Source organism: uncultured Desulfovibrio sp. (assembly GCF_902477725.1).
Taxonomy (GTDB): Bacteria; Desulfobacterota; Desulfovibrionia; order Desulfovibrionales; family Desulfovibrionaceae; genus Desulfovibrio.
In genome coordinates this window covers 40,424-59,711 of record NZ_CABSIF010000012.1, presented here as the reverse complement: position 1 = coordinate 59,711, position 19,288 = coordinate 40,424, and the positions used below count along the sequence as shown (strand labels likewise).

At 56.5% G+C, this 19,288-nt stretch carries 18 protein-coding genes; 9 read left to right on the top strand and 9 right to left on the bottom strand.

Annotated features, from left to right (window positions below):
• Window positions 1–164: 164 nt before the first annotated feature.
• Window positions 165–1,592: a sodium:proton antiporter gene (locus tag RDK48_RS11735; protein WP_298993991.1), complete on the top strand. Its 1,428-nt coding sequence runs from the start codon at window positions 165–167 to the stop codon at window positions 1,590–1,592.
• Between the two features lie 438 nt (window positions 1,593–2,030).
• Here the strand turns inward: RDK48_RS11735 and RDK48_RS11730 are convergent, their stop codons facing one another.
• From RDK48_RS11730 to RDK48_RS11720, 3 genes are all read right to left on the bottom strand, one after another.
• Window positions 2,031–2,810, bottom strand: coding sequence for a DUF169 domain-containing protein (locus tag RDK48_RS11730; protein ID WP_298993993.1), 780 nt, complete (start codon window positions 2,808–2,810; stop codon window positions 2,031–2,033).
• A 487-nt stretch (window positions 2,811–3,297) separates the two neighbouring features.
• A complete protein-coding gene (locus RDK48_RS11725; protein ID WP_298993995.1) occupies window positions 3,298–4,335 on the bottom strand; it encodes an EF-hand domain-containing protein in 1,038 nt (345 codons plus the stop codon).
• Between the two features lie 275 nt (window positions 4,336–4,610).
• Window positions 4,611–6,047 (bottom strand): histidine-type phosphatase, encoded by a 1,437-nt coding sequence (locus RDK48_RS11720; RefSeq protein WP_298993997.1) that lies wholly within the window; start codon window positions 6,045–6,047, stop codon window positions 4,611–4,613.
• Between the two features lie 254 nt (window positions 6,048–6,301).
• On the opposite strand from RDK48_RS11720, the gene RDK48_RS11715 reads away from it, so the two are divergent.
• From RDK48_RS11715 to RDK48_RS11680, 8 genes are all read left to right on the top strand, one after another.
• A complete protein-coding gene (locus tag RDK48_RS11715; protein ID WP_298993999.1) occupies window positions 6,302–6,850 on the top strand; it encodes an N-acetyltransferase in 549 nt (182 codons plus the stop codon).
• A 60-nt stretch (window positions 6,851–6,910) separates the two neighbouring features.
• Window positions 6,911–7,933 carry an ornithine carbamoyltransferase gene (gene argF / locus RDK48_RS11710; protein ID WP_298994001.1) on the top strand — a complete coding sequence of 341 codons (1,023 nt, stop codon included), beginning with the start codon at window positions 6,911–6,913 and terminating at the stop codon, window positions 7,931–7,933.
• Between the two features lie 505 nt (window positions 7,934–8,438).
• Window positions 8,439–10,394: an NADH-quinone oxidoreductase subunit L gene (locus tag RDK48_RS11705; RefSeq protein ID WP_298994003.1), complete on the top strand. Its 1,956-nt coding sequence runs from the start codon at window positions 8,439–8,441 to the stop codon at window positions 10,392–10,394.
• The gene (locus tag RDK48_RS11700; protein WP_298994005.1) at window positions 10,394–11,245 is read left to right on the top strand and encodes a respiratory chain complex I subunit 1 family protein; all 852 of its coding nucleotides are present in this window, start codon (window positions 10,394–10,396) and stop codon (window positions 11,243–11,245) included. Before RDK48_RS11705 ends, RDK48_RS11700 begins: the two co-directional genes overlap by 1 nt.
• 12 nt (window positions 11,246–11,257) lie before the next feature.
• On the top strand, window positions 11,258–11,818 hold the full coding sequence (locus RDK48_RS11695) for an NADH-quinone oxidoreductase subunit B family protein (RefSeq protein WP_022658252.1): 561 nt from the start codon (window positions 11,258–11,260) through the stop codon (window positions 11,816–11,818).
• An 18-nt stretch (window positions 11,819–11,836) separates the two neighbouring features.
• A complete protein-coding gene (locus tag RDK48_RS11690; protein WP_022658253.1) occupies window positions 11,837–12,313 on the top strand; it encodes an NADH-quinone oxidoreductase subunit C in 477 nt (158 codons plus the stop codon).
• Window positions 12,310–13,392, top strand: coding sequence for a nickel-dependent hydrogenase large subunit (locus RDK48_RS11685; RefSeq protein ID WP_215647835.1), 1,083 nt, complete (start codon window positions 12,310–12,312; stop codon window positions 13,390–13,392). Before RDK48_RS11690 ends, RDK48_RS11685 begins: the two co-directional genes overlap by 4 nt.
• A gap of 3 nt (window positions 13,393–13,395) precedes the next feature.
• Window positions 13,396–13,779 (top strand): 4Fe-4S binding protein, encoded by a 384-nt coding sequence (locus RDK48_RS11680; protein WP_298994009.1) that lies wholly within the window; start codon window positions 13,396–13,398, stop codon window positions 13,777–13,779.
• A 210-nt stretch (window positions 13,780–13,989) separates the two neighbouring features.
• On the opposite strand, the gene RDK48_RS11675 is transcribed toward RDK48_RS11680, so the two are convergent.
• The 6 genes from RDK48_RS11675 to RDK48_RS11650 form a co-directional block, all read right to left on the bottom strand.
• Window positions 13,990–14,496, bottom strand: coding sequence for a Fur family transcriptional regulator (locus RDK48_RS11675; RefSeq protein ID WP_298994011.1), 507 nt, complete (start codon window positions 14,494–14,496; stop codon window positions 13,990–13,992).
• Window positions 14,474–15,112, bottom strand: a complete 639-nt coding sequence (locus tag RDK48_RS11670) for a DUF3299 domain-containing protein (RefSeq protein ID WP_298994013.1) — start codon at window positions 15,110–15,112, stop codon at window positions 14,474–14,476. Before RDK48_RS11670 ends, RDK48_RS11675 begins: the two co-directional genes overlap by 23 nt.
• Before the next feature lie 14 nt (window positions 15,113–15,126).
• Complete coding sequence (locus RDK48_RS11665) at window positions 15,127–16,398, bottom strand: ABC transporter permease (protein ID WP_298994015.1); 1,272 nt, start codon at window positions 16,396–16,398, stop codon at window positions 15,127–15,129.
• Window positions 16,395–17,183: an ABC transporter ATP-binding protein gene (locus RDK48_RS11660; RefSeq protein WP_298994016.1), complete on the bottom strand. Its 789-nt coding sequence runs from the start codon at window positions 17,181–17,183 to the stop codon at window positions 16,395–16,397. The genes RDK48_RS11665 and RDK48_RS11660 overlap by 4 nt, the downstream gene beginning before the upstream one ends.
• 5 nt (window positions 17,184–17,188) lie before the next feature.
• On the bottom strand, window positions 17,189–17,818 hold the full coding sequence (locus RDK48_RS11655; RefSeq protein WP_298994018.1) for a DUF2796 domain-containing protein: 630 nt from the start codon (window positions 17,816–17,818) through the stop codon (window positions 17,189–17,191).
• Between the two features lie 156 nt (window positions 17,819–17,974).
• Window positions 17,975–19,234 carry an MFS transporter gene (locus RDK48_RS11650; protein ID WP_298994020.1) on the bottom strand — a complete coding sequence of 420 codons (1,260 nt, stop codon included), beginning with the start codon at window positions 19,232–19,234 and terminating at the stop codon, window positions 17,975–17,977.
• Window positions 19,235–19,288 lie beyond the last annotated feature (54 nt).

Below are 19,288 nucleotides of genomic sequence, written 5' to 3'. Positions count from 1 at the left end.
TTGTTTTTTGAGATTCAATGATGCGGCAAGAAAATTGACGTTGCTGTTATTTCTATCTGTATTTTTCCAAATACATATGGAGCGATTGTCTTTTTAATTTATGCTTGATATAAAGTTTCGCAATACCCTATGGTATAAGATGGTTACCTATTTGAGGAGTGCATATGGCAAGATTTCTAACTGCGTTCGGTGCCCTGTGCGCCGCGCTTCTTGTGCCCGGTGTCGTTCTCGCAGGCGAGGGACATCCCAATATCCCTGGTGCACAGCTTTCAGTCCTTTGGGCAATCCCCTTTGTGTGCATGCTGCTTTCGATTGCCATAATGCCCCTGGCATTGCCCCATTTTTGGGAAAAACACTTTGGTAAAATCGCGGCCTTCTGGGGCTTGGCCTTTTTGACTCCCTGTATTCTGGCTTATGGGTTTAATGTGGCCCTCTACGAGTTTTTACACATTATCCTGCTGGACTACGTTCCTTTTCTGGTGCTGCTGTTCACGCTCTTTACCATCGCAGGCGGTGTGCGGCTTACCGGTTCGCTGGTCGGAACCCCCGCAGTCAATACTGGTCTGCTGGCAGTCGGCACTGTGCTGGCCAGCTGGATGGGTACAACCGGCGCGGCCATGCTGCTTATCCGCCCCTTACTTCGGGCCAACGCGCACCGTAAATACCGTGTTCATTCAGTTGTCTTTTTTATTTTTCTTGTGGCCAATATTGGCGGCTCGCTCACTCCTCTGGGCGATCCGCCGCTGTTTCTGGGCTTTCTGAAGGGTGTGGATTTCTTCTGGACCACAACCAATCTGATGATGAAAACAAGCCTCATTGCCACAATTTTGCTGGGTATCTTCTTTGTTCTTGATACCGTGCTGTTCAAGAAAGAAGGCAGCCCCAAGCCTGAGGTGCAGGCAGGCGCGGTAGAAGAGAAGCTCGGCCTTGACGGCAAGATCAACCTGCTCTTTCTGCTGGGCGTTGTCGTGGCTGTGCTGCTTTCTGGCCTGTATCCCATGGGTGAACTGGTTTCGGTCTTCGGCGTGTCGGTCGAAGGACAGAACCTGCTGCGCGATGTGGTGCTGCTGTGCCTGGCCGGGCTTTCGCTCAAATTTACGAGCAGGCGCTGCCGTGAACTCAATGGCTTTTCCTGGGCCCCCATTGAAGAAGTTGCCAAGCTGTTCTTTGGCATTTTTATCAGCATGGTTCCGGCCATTGCCATTTTGCGCGCAGGTGCCGATGGTGCGCTTGCTCCCCTGATTCACCTTGTTTCGCACGATGGGCAGCCGGTAAATTCCATGTATTTCTGGCTCACGGGCATTCTCTCCAGTTTTCTGGATAATGCGCCGACCTATCTTGTGTTTTTCAACACGGCTGGTGGTGATGCGCAGCACCTTATGCACGACATGCCCGCCACCCTTGCCGCCATATCTGCGGGTGCCGTGTTCATGGGCGCCAACAGCTACATTGGCAACGCGCCCAACTTCATGGTTCGCTCCATTGCAGAAAGCGACGGCGTGCCTATGCCCAGCTTCTTTGGCTACATGGCATGGTCGGTAGGCATTCTGGTGCCTCTGTTCGCACTGTTGACCTGGCTGTTCTTTATCTAGCAGATGCAAAACCCGCGAAGCGGGATTTGTATCCGTATAAAACAAGCCCCTCTGCCTTAAGGTCGAGGGGCTTGTTTGTTGTCTGCCCAAATAAAATATCCCCGCGCAAGCTTATACCTCGCCCAAGGGCATGCCTCCCTCACGGTGGCGTCTGCACAGGCACACCGTGTGTTCAAGCCATGCGGCCTGCGGGCCTCAGCATTGAACAAGGCCTGCGCAAAATGTGCTATCTGGTGCAGGGGGCCTTTGCGCGGCAATTGACTGGAGTGAACCTCAAGGATGACACGCCCGTAACGTCTTTGCCCTTTGGCGGGGATACTACTTGATTGCATAGGATTTATATACTCAGTGAGCGAACTTGCCGAGAGCTCACAGCACAACAGCCGGGCTGCGCAAGGCAGCCCGGCTGTTGTTGTATACCTGTATGCGAGAGCCTTTTTAGGCGTCGCGTTCTTTCTTGAAAACAATGAGAGGGCAGTTCTTGCACACGGCTGCGCCGGGGAAGGGTTCGCCAAGGCGGGTGATGGACGCGCCGCCCTTGTTGGTGACGCGGTCTTCAAGGCGCTGCACCAGAGCTTCCATGTGCTCGCCGGGGATGGACACGTTGATTTCGCCCCGTTCCGTCTTGCCGGAATTGTAGCTGCCGCTGCAAGCGAGGTACAGGTTCGCCTGCTTGGTGTTCAGCGTGTAAACGTTGCCGGAGCAGACGGCAGAGTTGACGCTCATGGACGGGTGGAAGTTGTCGATGCGCTGGGTTGCCATCCAGTCGCCAATGATGTGGTAGGCCTGCATGGTATCGCACACAAAGTGCACCACATCGGGCTGGGTGGTGGCTGCCGCAAGCGGGCTCACGGCTATGGCCAGCAGGTTGGCCGGAACATGTGGCTTGGCTTCGAGCACCTTGCGGGCATGGTCGGCATCGGCGCAGTACTTGAGGTGGCTTTTGATTTCGGGTTCGTCCAGCTCTTTCCAGCCGAACACAAAACTAGCATTGGTACAGCCCATCTTTTCACGCTCTACAATGACTGTAATACCTTCCATGCGTGCTCCGACTTCGCTCTGGCAGAAGGTCAGCGGCTTCATGGGAGAGTAGTGGGGCTGATTTTGCTTGAAAGAATCAAGCTCCTGCTGGTCGTAGAAGTATTTGATTGCAACGGGTGCATGAATGAGGCGCAGCTCACGCATCAACGTTTCACTAAGCTTTTCAAATGTGTTCATATAATCCTCTGGTCTAGATGCTATTATACAAGAGTCCATTGGTGCGGCCATGTTCATATTTCTTTATGCCGTTTATGTCAATATAATCACACTAATTTCACAAGTGGTATAACTGCCCCCTAATTTGTTTTATTCTTAAATTTAATCATTATAAAACAGTGCGTTACACTTGATATTTTTTTGAGTTACTGATTTTGTTTCGCAATTAGATTGTGAAAGTTATTATTTTCATATGGTTATGCATCGGCGATTTTTTCTTGATCAGTGCGGATTTTTTATGCTTTTGCGGCAGCTCAGCGGCGGCACTATCTGCCTTGCTGTGCAAAAAATGGCGAGCGGTTTTATCATAATGGGCAGGGCTGGAATTAACGCGTAGTCGGTCGCGTCATATAACATGAGCCCGGCTGTTTTGCACAGCCGGGCTCATGTTTGCGGGCATAATGTATGAGCGCCCCCTGCGTGGAGGAGGCATTGTTTCTGGTGGGGATCAGGCCACTGCTTCCACACTCTGGGCAGCGGCGGTGGTCTGGCTCACGCTCTGATATGCACTGTTGGCAATGGCTGACAGAAAGCTGCGGGCCATGGCGGTTCGGCTTGTGCTGGTCTGGTCCGTTCCCATTGCGGCGCGTTGCTTTTCAAGCGCGGTGGCAAGCTCGTCAGCAGAAACGGAGCCGTCCTGATTCACGTCCATGGAGTCGAACACTGACTGGCTGAGGCCTGTTTCATCAACGCTGAGGCCGTCACTGCCATCGCTGTCCAGGCTCGAAAAAAGCTTGGAAGCCATGTGGGATGATCCGGTCTGACCAGACGAAGCAGACTGCCCTTGCGAGGGAGGCGGCGGGGGCGTCTGGCCGTTCATGATTGAAGACAGCAGGGTTTTTGCGTCCATTTCGCCCGATGAGTTCTGCGCGCTGGACTGGTTTTGTGAATTCTGGGAGTTGTTGTTCATGGCTTCGCGCTGTTTTTTCAGCGCGGCCGCCAGTTCATCGGAAGAGACGGAGCCGTTCTGATCGGTGTCCATGGCGTCAAATACGGACTGGCTGAGGCCCGTTTCCTCGGCGCTCAGGCCGCCGCTGCCGTCACTGTCCAGCGAAGAAAAGAGCTTGGACGCAAGGTCGTCACCCTTGCCGCCGCGCCCCGCACCCTGCATGCCGCCGGGAACCTGTCCGCTCATTATGGCGGAAAGCAGATCCTTGGCAGTTGGCTGAGTCGACGCCGCTGTCTGTGCGGCCTGGCTCTGCCCCATCTGCATGTTGGTGAGCATGGCGTTGCGTTGGGTTTCGATGGCTTTTTGCAGTTCAGTCTGCGAAACGGCCCCATCGCCATCGGTATCAATTTTGTTGTAAAGATCACCGCTCAGCCCTGTTTCATCAAGGCTCAGCGCGCCGTTTCCGTCAGAGTCCAAATCCCCGAAAAGCTTGCTTGCCAGATTGTCCTGCGCTTGCGTCTCGCTGGAGCCTTTCATCTGCGCAAGCATCTTCTCCCAATAGGAGGAAGAGGATGATGATAACGCACTGACGCTCATACTGTCTCCCAGTCCTTGTGGACATTGTCGGCAACACCTGCAATCCCCTGCGGGCGAAGCCGAATACTGTAAGCGCACCTCCCTGTGTCGCGTATCAGCCGGGGAAATTTTTTCCCAATCTGATTATGCAAAAGACATTCCGTTTTGTGCGGGGGAAAATTTTGCCGCCAGCCTGTTTTTGTCGCGTCAGAAGCCACTATGCGATGTTGTGAAAATGAAAAACCGCTGCATCATTTGACGCAGCGGTGTGGAATACAGATGGGATGTCTATGAGGTCAGCGGTTTTTTACTGGCGAAGAGGGCTCAGCGGAAGAGATCGTGGCAGGGCTGTTGTCCACATCGCTGTCCACACGCAGGCGCAGAGGGGGGACCTCTTGCGGCACCAGGGATGCATTACGCAGTGCTTTGTTGACCCGCTGGGAAAAATTTTCAAGGCTAAAGCGGGCTTCCCCCACAACAGGGGGCGCTGTTACCAGAGCCGCAGTTGTCTTGTGGGTTCTGGCTGGGTCGGTAAACTGGGGGATGGTCAGGCCGCCCACTGGCTGGGGCGGATCAACAAAGGGTTCGTGCAGGGCTTCCAGCGACTGGGCAAAAAAGCGCACGCGAACTTCTTTTTTACCGCCCATATCCCACAGCTCAAGTATAAGGGCTGATCCTGGCGGGGTGGCGTCATCGGGGTAGCCGGGCAACTGCCAGTGCACGCCCAGCAATTCGCCCACATTGGCAAGGTTGGTGTCGTGCCCCACAAAAACAACCAGGGAAGCCGCGTTGCAGCGTTGATCCCTATGAGTGCCGTCAAGGGCCGCAGCCATTTCTGAAAGCAGCGATGCCCCCTTGAAAAGAGCCACAACTGGAGAGCGGTTCACAGTGTTGAACACGCTTGTGTGTACGGGCAGCACTTCACGCAGAACGTGCGCGTCCACCTGGCCCCATCCGGCAGAAGATTCAGGCCACTGGGCGTATTCCAGCAAAAAAATTTCCGCCATGCTTGATGCGGTTGCCAGTGCGCCGGAAAGCCCCGCGCCCTTGCCGTCAGCATCAACGCTCACAGAATTTGGCAGGTCTGCGAGCCCGCAGGTGGGCGGCAGATTGTAGCGCGAGCACAATGTGGGGGCCACGGGAGCGCTCAGGTGCTGGATGTGGGTCAAGGCTCCTGCATTGTCCTCGTGCAGCCGATCAAGATCGCCCCCGGCCGTGGCCATGATGCTTGCGGCTACCGAGGCGGGATCAAAAAGTTGAAACCCCGCCTGCACGGGATGAAAAAGCGGATCAGGCGTCTGACTTGAAACGGCATAGGTCTGCCCGCCCCCCCGGCACAGGCCATCAAGCAGGGCTTTGGCTGTTGCTCTGGTGCGCTGATCCACATCGGCGCGCACAAAAACCTTGCCGGGCGGCGGACAGGCGCTGTCAGGCAGCAGGCCAAGATTCAGCATTTGTCCGCGCATGTCTTCCCACATGGCGGTTACCAGCCGCGCACCGCGCGGCGTGAGGAAACCCCTCGGCACAGGCCACTGGGGCCAGTTGCGGGTGCTCCACTGCGAAAGCGTATCGGGAGCCTGCGTAGGCGAGCGCACCCCGTGGCGGGAAAGCGCTACAACTTTCATAAGGCGGGGTTGTTCATCCCCCTGCTGCGCCGCAATGCCAGATAGGGGCAAATGGCAGAGCAGTGCGCAGGCAAGGCAGACAGTGATTAAGCGTGGTGCAGTGCGCATGCGTTCTCCTTGATGGGGGGTACCATAGCCATAAAGGCCTGCGCGGGCAACGCCGATTTGCATGCGTAAAGGCTGCAGGCCCTGCGCCAGTGCAAATTTTGCCCACCTCGCGGGCCGTAATTGCTTGCACAGCGCGGAGCTTGTTATTATGGTTATTCTTTGCGGCAGAGTTTGGCTCTGGCTGCTTTGTACGTAACCTTTTTCGGCTTCTTCCCTGTCATGGGCGGAGCGTAATCCAGATATCGAGGCGTATAATGCCCATTGCCGTTCCACGCGTTGGCGTAGAAGACAAACCTCTTGTTCAGGATGTTCGCGTAGAAAACCTTTCAGCGCTGGTCATCCGTTCGGCCACGGTACGCGACGTGCACGGCATGTCTGCGCTTATCAACCACTATGCGTCGTCCAACGTCATGCTGGCGCGCGGGCCGCAGTATCTCTATCAGCATATTCAGGACTACATGGTTGCCACGGCTCCCTCGGCTGACGACGGGCATGAGGTTGTGGTGGCCTGCGGCGCTGTGCATGTGCTGTGGGAAGACTTGGCGGAAATTCGGTCGGTGGCGGTTCACCCCCTGTGTCAGGCGCAGGGCTTCGGCAAAAGGCTGGTGGCCGCGCTGGTTGACCGATGCCGTGGTCTCGGCTTGCCGAGGGTTTTTGCCTTTACGCTGGCTGCACCGTTTTTTTCCAAGTGCGGCTTCAGCGAGTTTAAACGCGATGACATGCCCGCCATTGTGTGGGTTGAATGCAGTAAATGTCCCAAGTTTTACTGCTGTGACGAAATTGGAATGATACTCGAATTATAGTTTTCAACCTGCGATATAATCGCAGGGATTCACACTGTCTGCAAAGGGTGGGAATGCGTCATGAGCAACAGGCTGTATCACCGGGATTTTCTGAAAGAAATAGACTTCACGCCGGAAGACCTCACGTATCTGCTGGATCTGGCGGCCCAGCTCAAGCAGGCCAAAAAGGTCCGGCGCGAGCCGAAGTTTCTGCAAGACAGAAATATTGTCATCCTTTTTGAAAAGGATTCCACGCGTACCCGCTGTTCTTTTGAAGTGGCAGCCTATGATCAGGGCGCGCGCGTGACCTATCTTGGCCCCTCCGGCTCGCAGATGGGCAAAAAGGAATCCATGGCCGATACCGCCCGCGTGCTTTCCCGCTTTTATGATGGTATTGAGTATCGCGGTTATGAACAGGCGAGGGTAGAGGCTCTGGCAGAACACGCTGGCGTGCCGGTGTGGAACGGCCTCACCAACGAATGGCACCCCACGCAGTTTCTGGCCGACATGCTGACCATGCGCGAGTGCTGCGAAAAACCTTTGAATCAACAAACGCTGGCATATCTTGGGGATGCACGTTATAATATGGGCAATTCCCTGATGGTTGGTTCGGCCCTGCTTGGGCTGGATTTCCGTTCTGTTGCTCCCAGGGCTTTGTGGACATCGGACGAAGTTTTTGAACTGGCCCTCCACATAGCCAAGAGCACTGGCGCGCACATTATGCGCACGGAAAGCGTGGCCGAAGGCGTTAAAGACTGCGATTTTCTCTCCACTGATGTCTGGGTGTCCATGGGCGAGCCTGATTCCGTATGGAAAGAGCGCATTGATCTGTTGACGCCGTATCGCGTGGACGCAGCAGCAATGGAACTGACGGGCAATCCCCAATGCAAGTTTTTGCATTGTCTGCCGAGCTTCCATAACCGTGATACCGCAGTTGGCGAAGACATTTATCAGCGCTTTGGCATTGAATGCATGGAAGTGAGCGATGAAGTCTTTGAATCGCCGCGCAACATGGCTTTTGAAGAGGCGGAAAACCGCCTGCACACCATCAAGGCCGTCATGGTCGCCACCATGGCTGAAGGCCCTCTGGTGTTCAACGCCTGATCCCATATCCCCTCCGGCTCCGACCGGGGGAGAGTGCATCTGTTTGAGCCAGCCGTTACGGCTGGCAGCAAGCGCCCTTGCAGCACAAGGTCATGTTTTTCGCATGGCTGTGCCGCAAGGGCGCTTGTGTTTTTTGGGGGGTGCAGCCCACAGCCCCCGCCGCTATCTGTTATCCCCGCTAGTTGCTCTAAAAAGTAATCTGGTCAGGTTCTGCCTGCGTTTTCTAGAAACCATCGTCTTGAGCAGAAAAACACGGCTGTTTTGCCGATTGGCGATTGGGCCATAAATCAGAGTGTTAAAATATTAGCGTTTTGCTAAGAATCATTCTTTGAGTAATCAATGTGGGCAAATTAATCAAATATGTTGACGCAAAAATGTACATAGATTAACTCTAATAAAAATAATATGTGCAAAGAATGTAAGGAGGGGGGCAGTTTTTTTATGTTGTGAGGAAGTTATCAAGAGTGAAGTTTTTCACAACTCGCAATGTAGTGGGGCAAAGAAGATGAGTACACTTGTTTTTTGTTGTGTAGCACTGCCGTTTATTATGGCGCTTGTGCTGTATTTCACGCAAAGCAGCAGCGCTCGCAAGTTGATAGTGCCTGCAGCGGTCACAGTCATGGCGGTGGCAGCCGTGATCCTGGGAGCGAACGGCGCTTTTCGGCTTGAGATAGACACCATATTTGGTCTGTCTGCCGATTCTGTGTTCAGCGTGCTGGACTTGCTGTTGCTGGTTTACATTCTTGGCATAGGTTGGAAGCTGGGCAGCCGCCTGATTATGGGCATGACCCTGCTGCAACTGATTGGTCTGTTATACCTTAAATTTGTTCTTCCCGGGCATGAAGTGCCCATCACTGCCTTTGTGGCAGACGGCCTGTCGCTCATCATGGTGATCATCATCAGCGTGGTCGGCGGGCTTATTACCATTTACGGCATGGGCTACATGGATCTGCACGAAGAGCATCTGCATCTGCGTGTTTCGCGCCAGCCCAGATTTTTTGCCATTATTTTCTGCTTCCTTGGCGCCATGAACGGCCTGGTGCTCTGCAACAACCTTTCATGGATGTTCCTGTTCTGGGAAATCACAACGTTGTGTTCCTTCATGCTCATAGGGCATGACCAGACAGACGAGGCCAAGGCCAATGCCCAGCGCGCATTGTGGATGAACGTTCTGGGCGGTCTGGCCTTTGTTTCGGCCATGCTGTTTATTCAGAAAAGCCTTGGCACGCTTTCGACCGAGCTCGTGCTGCAAAAGATGACCTCGATAGACGTAAAGAACACGGCCATTCTCTTGCCCTTTGCGTTCTTCTGTCTGGCGGCCTTTACCAAGTCGGCGCAGGTTCCTTTCGAGAGCTGGCTGTGCGGCGCAATGGTTGCGCCAACGCCAGTTTCGGCCCTGTTGCACTCGGCTACCATGGTCAAGGCGGGCACCTACCTGCTGTTGCGCATGGCTCCGGCCTTTGCGGGAACCACCATGTCCACCATCGTGGCCCTGTTCGGCGCGTTTACCTTTGTGGCCACATGTATTCTTGCGGTCAGTCAAAGTAATGCAAAAAAGGTTCTGGCGTATTCCACAATCGCCAACCTCGGGCTGATCATCGCCTGTGTGGGCATCAATACCGCTGCATCCATGATGGCGGCAACGACCATCATCATTTACCACTCCGTATCCAAGGGCCTGTTGTTCATGTGCGTCGGCGCCATTGAACAGCGCATTGGTTCGCGCGATATCGAAGACATGCGCGGCCTTTACGGTATAATGCCCCGCACAGCCATTATCACTGTGATCGGCATCTTCACCATGATGCTGCCGCCTTTTGGCATGCTCATAGGCAAGTGGATGGCCATAGAAGCCATTGCACGCGCCACTCAGGCCATGACGCCCATCGTCTTCTTTGTGGCGCTTGGCTCGGCCTTTACCGTGCTCTTCTGGGCGCGCTGGGCCGGTGTGCTGGTGTCGTCTTCCAAGATGCACGAGCATGCGGCTCACGGTAATCCCAAGCCCTCGGTCATGTTTGCGCTGCGTTCGCTGTGCGGGCTTGCCGTGGTGTTTTCGTTCATTTCACCCCTGGTGCTGAAGACCTTTGTGGAGCCTTCTGTTTCGGGTGTTTACGCGCGCTTTAACTTGCAGACTGAAGGCTTTATTCCCGGCGCAACCCTGACCAGCGCAGAAGGGTATGTGTGGATTTATCTGCTGTTCATTCTTCTTGGCTTGGGCGTGTGGTTTGCATGGCGAGAATCCCGCAGAACACCTGAGTCTGCCCATGCGCAGCCGTATTTTTCGGGCCTGGCGGCAGAAAAGGACGGCGTGGTGGGCTTCAAGGGTCCCATGAATGTGTTTGAGCCAGTGCGCGTATCCAACTTCTATCTCTGCCAGTATTTCGGCGAGAGCAAGATCACGCGGGCTATCGACATGATTTCCATCGCATTCCTGGTCGTTCTGGTAGGAGGTCTGCTGTAATGCTCACCATCTTCAGCGCTATCGGCGGGTTGATCCTGTCGCCCCTGGTGGGCGGCCTGCTTACCGGTCTGGATCGCCGGATCACGGCGCGTCTTCAGTCGCGCATTGGTCCGCCACTGCTCCAGCCCTTTTACGACATCCTCAAACTGCTGGGCAAACAGCCCCAGGTTACCAACGCATGGCTGGTGTTCAGCGCGTATATCACGCTGATTTCATCGGCGCTTGCCTTGCTGATTTTCTTCATGGGCGGGGATTTGCTACTGCTGTTCTTCGTGCTCACAGTGGGCGCGGTGTTTCAGGTGGTTGGCGCTATATGCGTGCCTTCGCCCTACAGCAACGTGGGCGCGCAGCGCGAGCTGTTGCTCATGCTTGCCTATGAGCCTATTCTGATCCTGGTGTTCGTTGGCTTTGCCATGTGCACGGGCTCGTTCTCCATTGCCGCAGTGTTCCATCTCGAGCAGCCGTTGCTGCTCAAGATGCCCCTGCTGTTTCTGGCGTTGGGTTACGCCCTGACAATCAAACTGCGCAAGTCGCCCTTTGATATCGCGGCCTGCCACCACGGCCACCAGGAACTGGTGCGCGGCGTGCAGACCGAATATTCCGGCCCGTACCTTGCGCTGATTGAAATTGCCCACTGGTTTGACCTTGTGCTTATTCTTGGGCTGTGCGCCATGTTCTGGCACACCAGCTGTGTGGGAATGGCCGTTCTTGTGGGCGCCTCACTGTTCACGGAAATTCTTATCGACAACATCACCGCCCGTCTGACGTGGCAGTGGATGGTGCAAAAGAAGTCTCTGCTGCTCGGCATGGGCCTGGCCCTGGTTAATCTTTTATGGCTGTACGTGGCGTAAGGAGGCCGGAATATGGGTTTCGTCGACAATATGATCAAGCGGAGCCGCCTGAAGTCTCCGTGGATAGTTCATTTTGACTGCGGTTCCTGCAACGGCTGCGACATCGAGGTGCTGGCCTGTCTGACGCCCATGTATGACGTAGAACGTTTCGGGGTGGTCAACGCGGGCAACCCCAAGCATGCCGACGTGCTGCTGGTTACAGGCACGGTGAACCACCGCAACCAGCATGTGCTCAAGCAGATATACGAACAGATGCCTTCGCCCAAGGCCGTGGTTTCCATCGGAGCCTGCAACCTTTCCGGGGGCGTGTTCAAGGATACCTATAATGTGCTGAACGGCGCGTACAACATCATTCCTGTTGATGTGTTCGTGCCCGGATGCCCGCCCAAACCCGAGGCCATCATTGACGGCGTGGTGCAGGCCCTTGGCGTGCTCAAGGCCAAGATGGGCCTTGGCCCCGAGCCTGTGCCCACCTTTATGCCGGGCGATGAGGACGGCACTCCCGACATGACGCCGCAGGCGGAGTCCGCGCCGGAAGAAGCCCCCGACAAGCCACAGCAAAACGCGGGTTAACCCGGAAAGGATAGAGCCATGTTTTTTGAAGCCAAGGAAGTGACGCCGCAAACGCTGCTTTCAGAAGTGCAGCAGCTTGCCAACGCCAAATACCGTTTTGTGACCATGTCGCAGACCGTCATGGACGAAAACACGCTGCGGCTTTTCTATCACTTTGACGTAAACCTCACCATGTCCGACCTGCGCCACAACGCCGAGCTGTGCGTGTGGGAACCCACTGACGCCAAGGGCATGGTGCATCTGCGCATGGATGTGAACAAGAACGACGCCATCCCCAGCATCACGCCCGTATATTTCTGTGCTGTCCTCGTTGAGAACGAAACGCAGGATCAGTTCGGGGTGCATTTTGCTGATCTGCCTCTGGATTACCAGGGGGCCATGTATCTGGAAGGCGAAGTCACCCACGCGCCGTACTTTACCATGACCACGGTCCGGCGGCCTGCCGCCAAGGCCGAGGCCGCCAAGGATGACACGGCCAAAGGAGAGAAGGCATGAGCAACCGCACAACCGTGATTCCTTTCGGGCCGCAGCATCCCGTACTGCCCGAGCCGCTGCACATCAAGTTTGTGGTGGAAGATGAAACCGTGGTCGGGGCCGTGCCCCAGCTTGGTTTTGTCCATCGCGGGCTTGAAAGCCTTGTGCGGCTCAAGGACTACAATCAGATGGTCTTTGTGGTCGAGCGCATCTGCGGCATCTGCTCGTGCATTCATGCCAACTGCTACTGCAACGCCATTGAAGACATGATGGGCATTACAGCGCCGCCGCGCGCGCAGTTTTTGCGGGTTATCTGGTCAGAACTGCACCGGATACACTCCCACATGCTGTGGCTCGGCCTGTTTGCCGACTCGTTTGGCTTCGAAAGCGTGTTCCAGCAGTTCTGGCGCATCCGCGAGCATGTCATGGACATCTGTGAAGCCACGGCGGGCAACCGCGTTATCCTTTCGGTCAACGTGGTTGGCGGCGTGCGCCGCGACCTCAGCCCCGATCAGATACGCTGGATGCATGGCCGTCTGGATGAACTGGAAAAGGGCATGCGCGAACTTACCCGCACCATGCTTGACGACTACACCGTGCAGGAACGCACGCGCGGCATCGGCTACCTGAGCAAGGACGATGCCCGCCTGCTTGGCGCTGCCGGCCCCACCCTGCGCGGCAGCGGCTGGGAAATCGACGAACGCATGCACGGCTACGCCGCTTACAAGGATCTCAACTTCATTCCCGTGGTTGAGAATGATGGCGACTGCTACGCCCGCTCCAAGGTACGCTTTTATGAAGTGCTGCACTCCATAGAGCTTATCCGCGAGGCCTTGAACCGCCTGCCCGAAAGCGAGCTGACCGTAAAGGTCACTGGCAACCCCGAGGGCGAATCGGTCTTTCGTGTGGAGCAGCCCCGCGGCGAGCTGTTCTATTACATACGGGCCAACGGCACCAAGAATCTGGAGCGCATGCGCGTGCGTACGCCCACCTTTGCCAACGTGCCGCCCCTGCTGCACATGCTGCCGGGCTGCAAACTGCCCGACGTGCCGGTTATCGTGCTGAGTATCGACCCGTGCATCTCCTGCACAGAGAGGTAGCCCATGTATATGCTCCCAAACGTGCTGCGCAATCTTTCGGGCAAGCCAGCCACGCGGCTGTATCCTCTGGAAGAGCGCGAACCCTTCCCCGCTTATCGCGGCGTGATCACCAACGAGGTTGAAAAGTGCATATTCTGTAGTTCCTGCGCAAGAGTATGCCCAACTGATGCTATTACCGTGGATGCAAAAGCCGGAAAGTGGAATTATGATCCCTTCCTGTGCGTGTACTGCTCCGCGTGTGTGGAAAAATGCCCCACAAAATGTCTGCATCAGGAGCCAGTGCACCGCAAACCTTCCATCAGCAAGTTTGTAGTGCACCGCACCGGAACCCCGCGCGTCAAAAAAGCCAAGGCCGAGGCCAAGGGCGGGGAAGACACGGAAAAATAACTGAAAAAGCGAAGGGCCTGCAACGGCCCTTCGCTTTTACCAAACTTTGCTTTCTGATTTACCCTTGAGTTGACTTTGCCAACATTCTCACCCCGTCTGTTTTCCGGACAGGGCAAGGCGGCGCGTTTTTTCTGTTATGGAGAACCGCGCCGCCTTTTGCGTTTGCGGGGCTATCGCTGGCTCAGAACCGCAATACTCTGTATTAATCCGTCACGCGCCGAATTCCGCACCGATTTGCGCGCACTGGGGGCAGATGCCGGTCAGTTCCACCGTGTCGCCCTGAAGCTGAAAGCCCTGCTGCTGCATGGTGGAAAAGATGGTCTGATACAGCGCGGGATTGTCTACCTCCCGGCTCTTGCGGCAACCGGGGCATACCAGCATGAACACGGGCGCATGAGGCTCCTGGCAGGCTTGCGCGCAGGCCACAAAGGCATTGAGTGAGCCGATCTTGTGCACAAGGCCCTGGTTGAGCAGAAATTCAAGCGTCCTGTAGACGCTTGCAGGCGTGAGGGCCTTGGAGGATTTGCCGCGCAGGGCATCAAGGATGTCATAGGCCTTAACGGGTTCCTGAGCCTGTTGCAGATAGGCAAGCACCATGCGCCGCAAGGGCGTAAGCCGCAGAGTGTGACCCATGCGCGGCTGGTCTGACTGACAGCACGATGTTTCCGCCTGACAGCAGGCAGGTTCTGCCTGATCAGTTGTTTTCGTCTTCCACATAGGGTTCCACCGCCTCAGCCTTGATGCGGTATCCCGCATCGCCGATGTCGCTTTCTGTTTTTTCGATTTCAAGCTTTCCGTATACCCACACGGTGTCCATCATCTGTATGCCGCGCGGCTTGTCCAGTGTGACGTAGATGATCTGGTTGGCCGGGGGCGGCGGCACGTGAATGCACGCGCCGAAATAGGGAACCAGCAGAAATTCGGCCAGTTCATCGCCGCCCAGAAAATCAAGGGGAGCCACAAATCCGGCTATGCGAACCAGCTTGCCGCCCAAGGCCTTGTTGGCTGGCGCGTTGCTCCACAGGGCCTGAAATTCTTTCAGGGCCTTGTCCGCTCTGGGGTCGTCATCGCTGAACTTGTCAAAATTGAACTTGTCAAAAACTTTTGCGGGATTCCATGATGGCGGAATCAGCTTGTCCCATGTGATTTCGGTGTATTTCCCGCTCTTTTTTGCGGCTGCGGCAGTGTCCGCATCTTCGCGCGAGGGCTGCCAGTGTTCGATTTTTTGCCGCTCGTAATCGTCAGTCAGGGCAAGGGCAGTTGCGCTGTGCAAGCCGCACAGCAATGCTGCCAGCATACAGAGGATGCGCCCTGTGGACGAGGCTGTTTTCATGGCAGGTTCCTTTATTATACAGAGGTGTTGAGGCCGTCAGCCAGACTCATGCGGTAGGCCCGCCATGCCGGGATAAGCCCGGCGGCAAAGCCAGCGGCCACAATCCAGCCAAGCAAGCGCCACTCGGCGGTTGTGGGCAGAGTGAGCGTAAGGCTCAGCCCATAGCCCGAAGCCAGCACCGGGCCAAACACAGCCAACAGGGCAGCCAGGGCGGCAGTTCCCGCCAGAGCGCCCGCAACGACCAGCAGTGTGCTTTCAAACGACAGGAGGGCCATAATGTCCAGAGGGCTTGCCCCTGCCGCGCGCAGCACGGCCAGCTCGCGCCGCCGTTCACCCAGCCCTGCCAAAATGGCGGCCACAAGGCCCGCCAGCCCTGCAACAGTTACAAGCCAGGAAAGGACGCGCAAGGCATTTTCTCCCGAGCGCAGCAGGCTCCACAGCTGATCCAGCGCCACCCCAGGCATAACAGCCATGAGGGCCTCCTGCTGGTCGGCGTTGATTTCCCTTTGCGCGGCGAAAACGCGGGCGCGGTTTTTCAGGCCAACTAGCACCGCCGTAATACTCTTGGGCGCGAGGCTGAACTTGGTTACCTGATCTGGCCGCACATGAAAACCCGGCACAGGCGCGCCGCCCTGCCAGTCGATGTGGATGGCCTCCATGGCGGCAAGGCTGATGTACAAAGCTCGATCCACAGGCGTACCTGTGGGCGCAAGAATGCCGCAAACAGTAAAGGGCTTGTCCGTATGTTGGGCAAGGTGGGCGCTGCCCGAGCCGTGGCTGAGTACCAACTTGTCGCCCAGCCTGTAGTGCTCTTTGCTGGCAACCTCCGCCCCCAGCACAACATCAAAGATGCCGTCAAAAGGCGCGCCCTGCGCAAATTGCAGATGCATGCGCCTGCTGTATTGGTACTGGGTAAAAAAATCGCCCGTAGTGCCAACTACGGCAAATCCCTTGTGCGAATCGCCGAGCGACAGGGGGATAGTCCAGGCCACGTCCTTGCGCTGGGCAATGCGCTGGGCGCTGTCCCACCCCATGTTGTTGGTGGCTTTGCCCATGTGGAACACGGCATAGAGCAGTAGTTGCAACTCGCTGCCGCGTGCCCCGACCACCATATCTGTACCAGAAACGGCCTGAATAAAATTATCGCGCACCTGAGTGCGCACTCGCTCCATACCGAGCAGCAAGGTGGTGGAAAGCGCTATGGAAAATACCACAAGGCTCAGGGTTCCCCGGCGGTTCCAGGCGCTCGACCAGGCAAGCCCCAACAAAAAACGCCAACGGCTCATTCGGTTTCCCCCTGCGGGATTGTTCCCTTGTCGGCCCTGCTGGCATCGGCCCGGTTAATCTCTGCCAGTCGGACCCGGCGTTCAAAAAAATCCGCCAGAGACAGGTCATGGCTGACAAACAGCAGGCTTAATCCGGCCTCGGCGCTTTCGCGTAGCAGCAGGTGCAGAAAATCCGCCCGCCGTTCCGCATCCAGCGCAGAGGTGGGTTCGTCAGCCATGACCAGCGGGGGCGAGCCTACAAGGGCGCGGGCGGCGGCAACCCGCTGCTGTTGCCCCACAGAAAGGCGGGTTACGCTTTTGCGCCACAGTTCCGGCCCAAGGCCAAGACGCTCAAGCAGACGTTGCGCGGAGTGCTCCGGGCTTCCATCCGTTTCCGTTGCCCGTGCGGTGCGTATGGGCGAAAAACGGCAGGGCAGCAGCACATTGTCCAGCATGGAGAGATGCGGAACAAGATTGAACTGCTGAAATATCAGGCCGATGGTGCCGCCGCGAAAGGAATCTCTGGCGAATCTGGGCAAGGTGTCCACACGAATTCCGTTGACGTGCACACTGCCAGAAGCTGGTTGCAGTATCCCTGCAATGAGGCTGAGCAGGGTGCTTTTGCCCCCGCCGCTGGGGCCGGAAAGAAAGACCGTCTCCCCTTTGCCCACACTGAACAGAGGGATTCGCAGGGTTTCTTCCTCCTGACCGGGCCAGCAAAAGGTGCAGTTTTCAAGCAGGACTGCCTGCTCGCCTGCATTCGTGCTGCAAGGCGCTTGCGGTGGTGTTGGCGTATCGGAATTCATGGGAGTTACCACTTGAGGGTGTGGGCCTGTTCGTTCAGCTCTGCGGCATGCTGCCCTGTGGGGCTGACTATCTGCACTCGCAGCTCATGCAGAGCTGGCCATGCGGAAAAAAGACGCACGTCCATGCCGTGCAGGGCATCGGGCTGCGCACATTCAAAAGTGAAGGACGCGTCCAGATCTGCGTGCCCGCTGTGTTCATCGTGCCCGGCGTGTTCGTCATGGTCTGCATGTGCCTTGGGTTCAACCTCGGGGGCGGCAGACGCGTTCTGCGTTGATGCTTGCGCCTGTTCCGGCTGCGTGGCTGGCTTTGCTCCCAGCAGGGCCTCGGGTAGGGCCTCGGATTCTAGCGTTACCTTTTTGATGCGGCACTGGGCTGCGGCGGGAAAAACAAAAATATTTTCTGCCTTATGCCAGGTTGCCGCCATGTTCTGCACGGCTTGGCGTTGGGCTGCATCGCGGGGAGCGTGCTCAAAGGGCAAGGCGTTGGCAAGGGGACTTTCGAGGCTGATTTCTACAATATTGCCTTCCACAGCCACGTCCAGGCGGGCTGCGCCGTGTTCGTGCGGGCCATGCGCAAGCGCGGGGGCGGCTGCGAACAGAACTGTGCAGGCCGTCACAAGAATCAGGTTTTTCATCATTTCTCCCATGTTTCTGGATCAGGATGTAAGCGTTTTTTGCGCCAGAAAATGAAATGATATATTATTGCATTTTTGTCAAAAGCGGCACATCCGCTCGCCATCGCATGGCTGCTGTTGACCGGGTTCTTGCCCTGCGCTTGTAGAGTCTGGTGCTTAAGCTATGTGGCGGCCCTGCCGTTGCCAGTGTGCAACGCGCAGTTTGTCGGCCACCATGGAAAGGCCGCACAGGCCGATGGAAACTGCCGTGGCCACAAAAACACCCCGGTAACCGAAGCCCTCGTACATAACCAATCCTCCGATTATAGGGGCAAAAATACCGCTGGAATCGAAGGTGGCCATCATTACATTGGAGTTGATGGAGCGTGTGGTGGGTGTGGAGCGGTCATAGACCATGGCCGCCAGCAGGGGGTAGAGCAGCCCCAGCCCCAGCCCGTACAGGAAGGTGAGAGGAATGAAGGCCCACAGCGGCCCCCAGGCCAGCCCAAGCATGCAACAGACCAGAAGGATGCTGCACAGAATGGTAATCCTGTGGCGCGGCAGCGTATCGAGCCTGTGGCTGCCCACCAGACGCACCAGAATGATGGTGAGCGTATAGGTGCTGAAAAACCACGCCGGGTGCGCGCCGGTGATGGAGCACAAACCCTTCATGAAAAAGATGGCCAGCACTGTCATGATGCTGAATGTCATGCAGGCCATATACACAAAAAATAGGCCGGAATGACTCACTGCATGCCATAATTCCCGACCAGACATGCCGCCTTCTGCCTCCTGGGCCATTTCTGGCTTGCGCAGGCGCGGTGCCAGCGGCACCAGCATGAGCAGGGAGGGAATGCCCAGCAGGGCCGTGAAGGCAAAGAGGTGGGGTTCGCCCCCGAGCAGGGCAAGTATCTGTTCCCCCACTGCCGGAATGATGGAATAGGGCAGCAGCAGGGTGAGCGAAAAGATGGCAAAACCACGCGCGCTTTGGCCCTTGGGTATGCAACTCACCAGCACGGACACCGTGCAGCAGGAGAAAAAGGCAAGGGCAATGCCCTGTACCACGCGCAACAGCAGAATCAGCTCAATAATATGGGAGCCACCCACATAAGGGTAGGCCAGCATGACGCCGCTTGAAATGATGATGGCAATGCCCATGGGCAGGAGTTTGCCACGGCGCAACAGAACCACGCTTGCCACCTGCCTGAAAATCAGAACCATGACAAACATGGAAGAGAGCAGCACTCCCCGCCAGTTCGGGCTGACAGAGAGGCCTTCGAGCCATTGCTCAAAGCAGTAAAAGACGGCCACAAAACTGTTGCAGCACATGGTCATGCAGAACAGCAGAACAAAATCACGGCTTAATAACGTCTGCGGCGGATCAGGGAAGGCAGTGCCTTCCGGGGTTTGCGCAGGCGATGCGGCTAGGGGCGGCATGGGGCCTCAATCGTGTTGTGCCGCGATGGCCCAGGCCGCCGTGCGGGGCCGGGC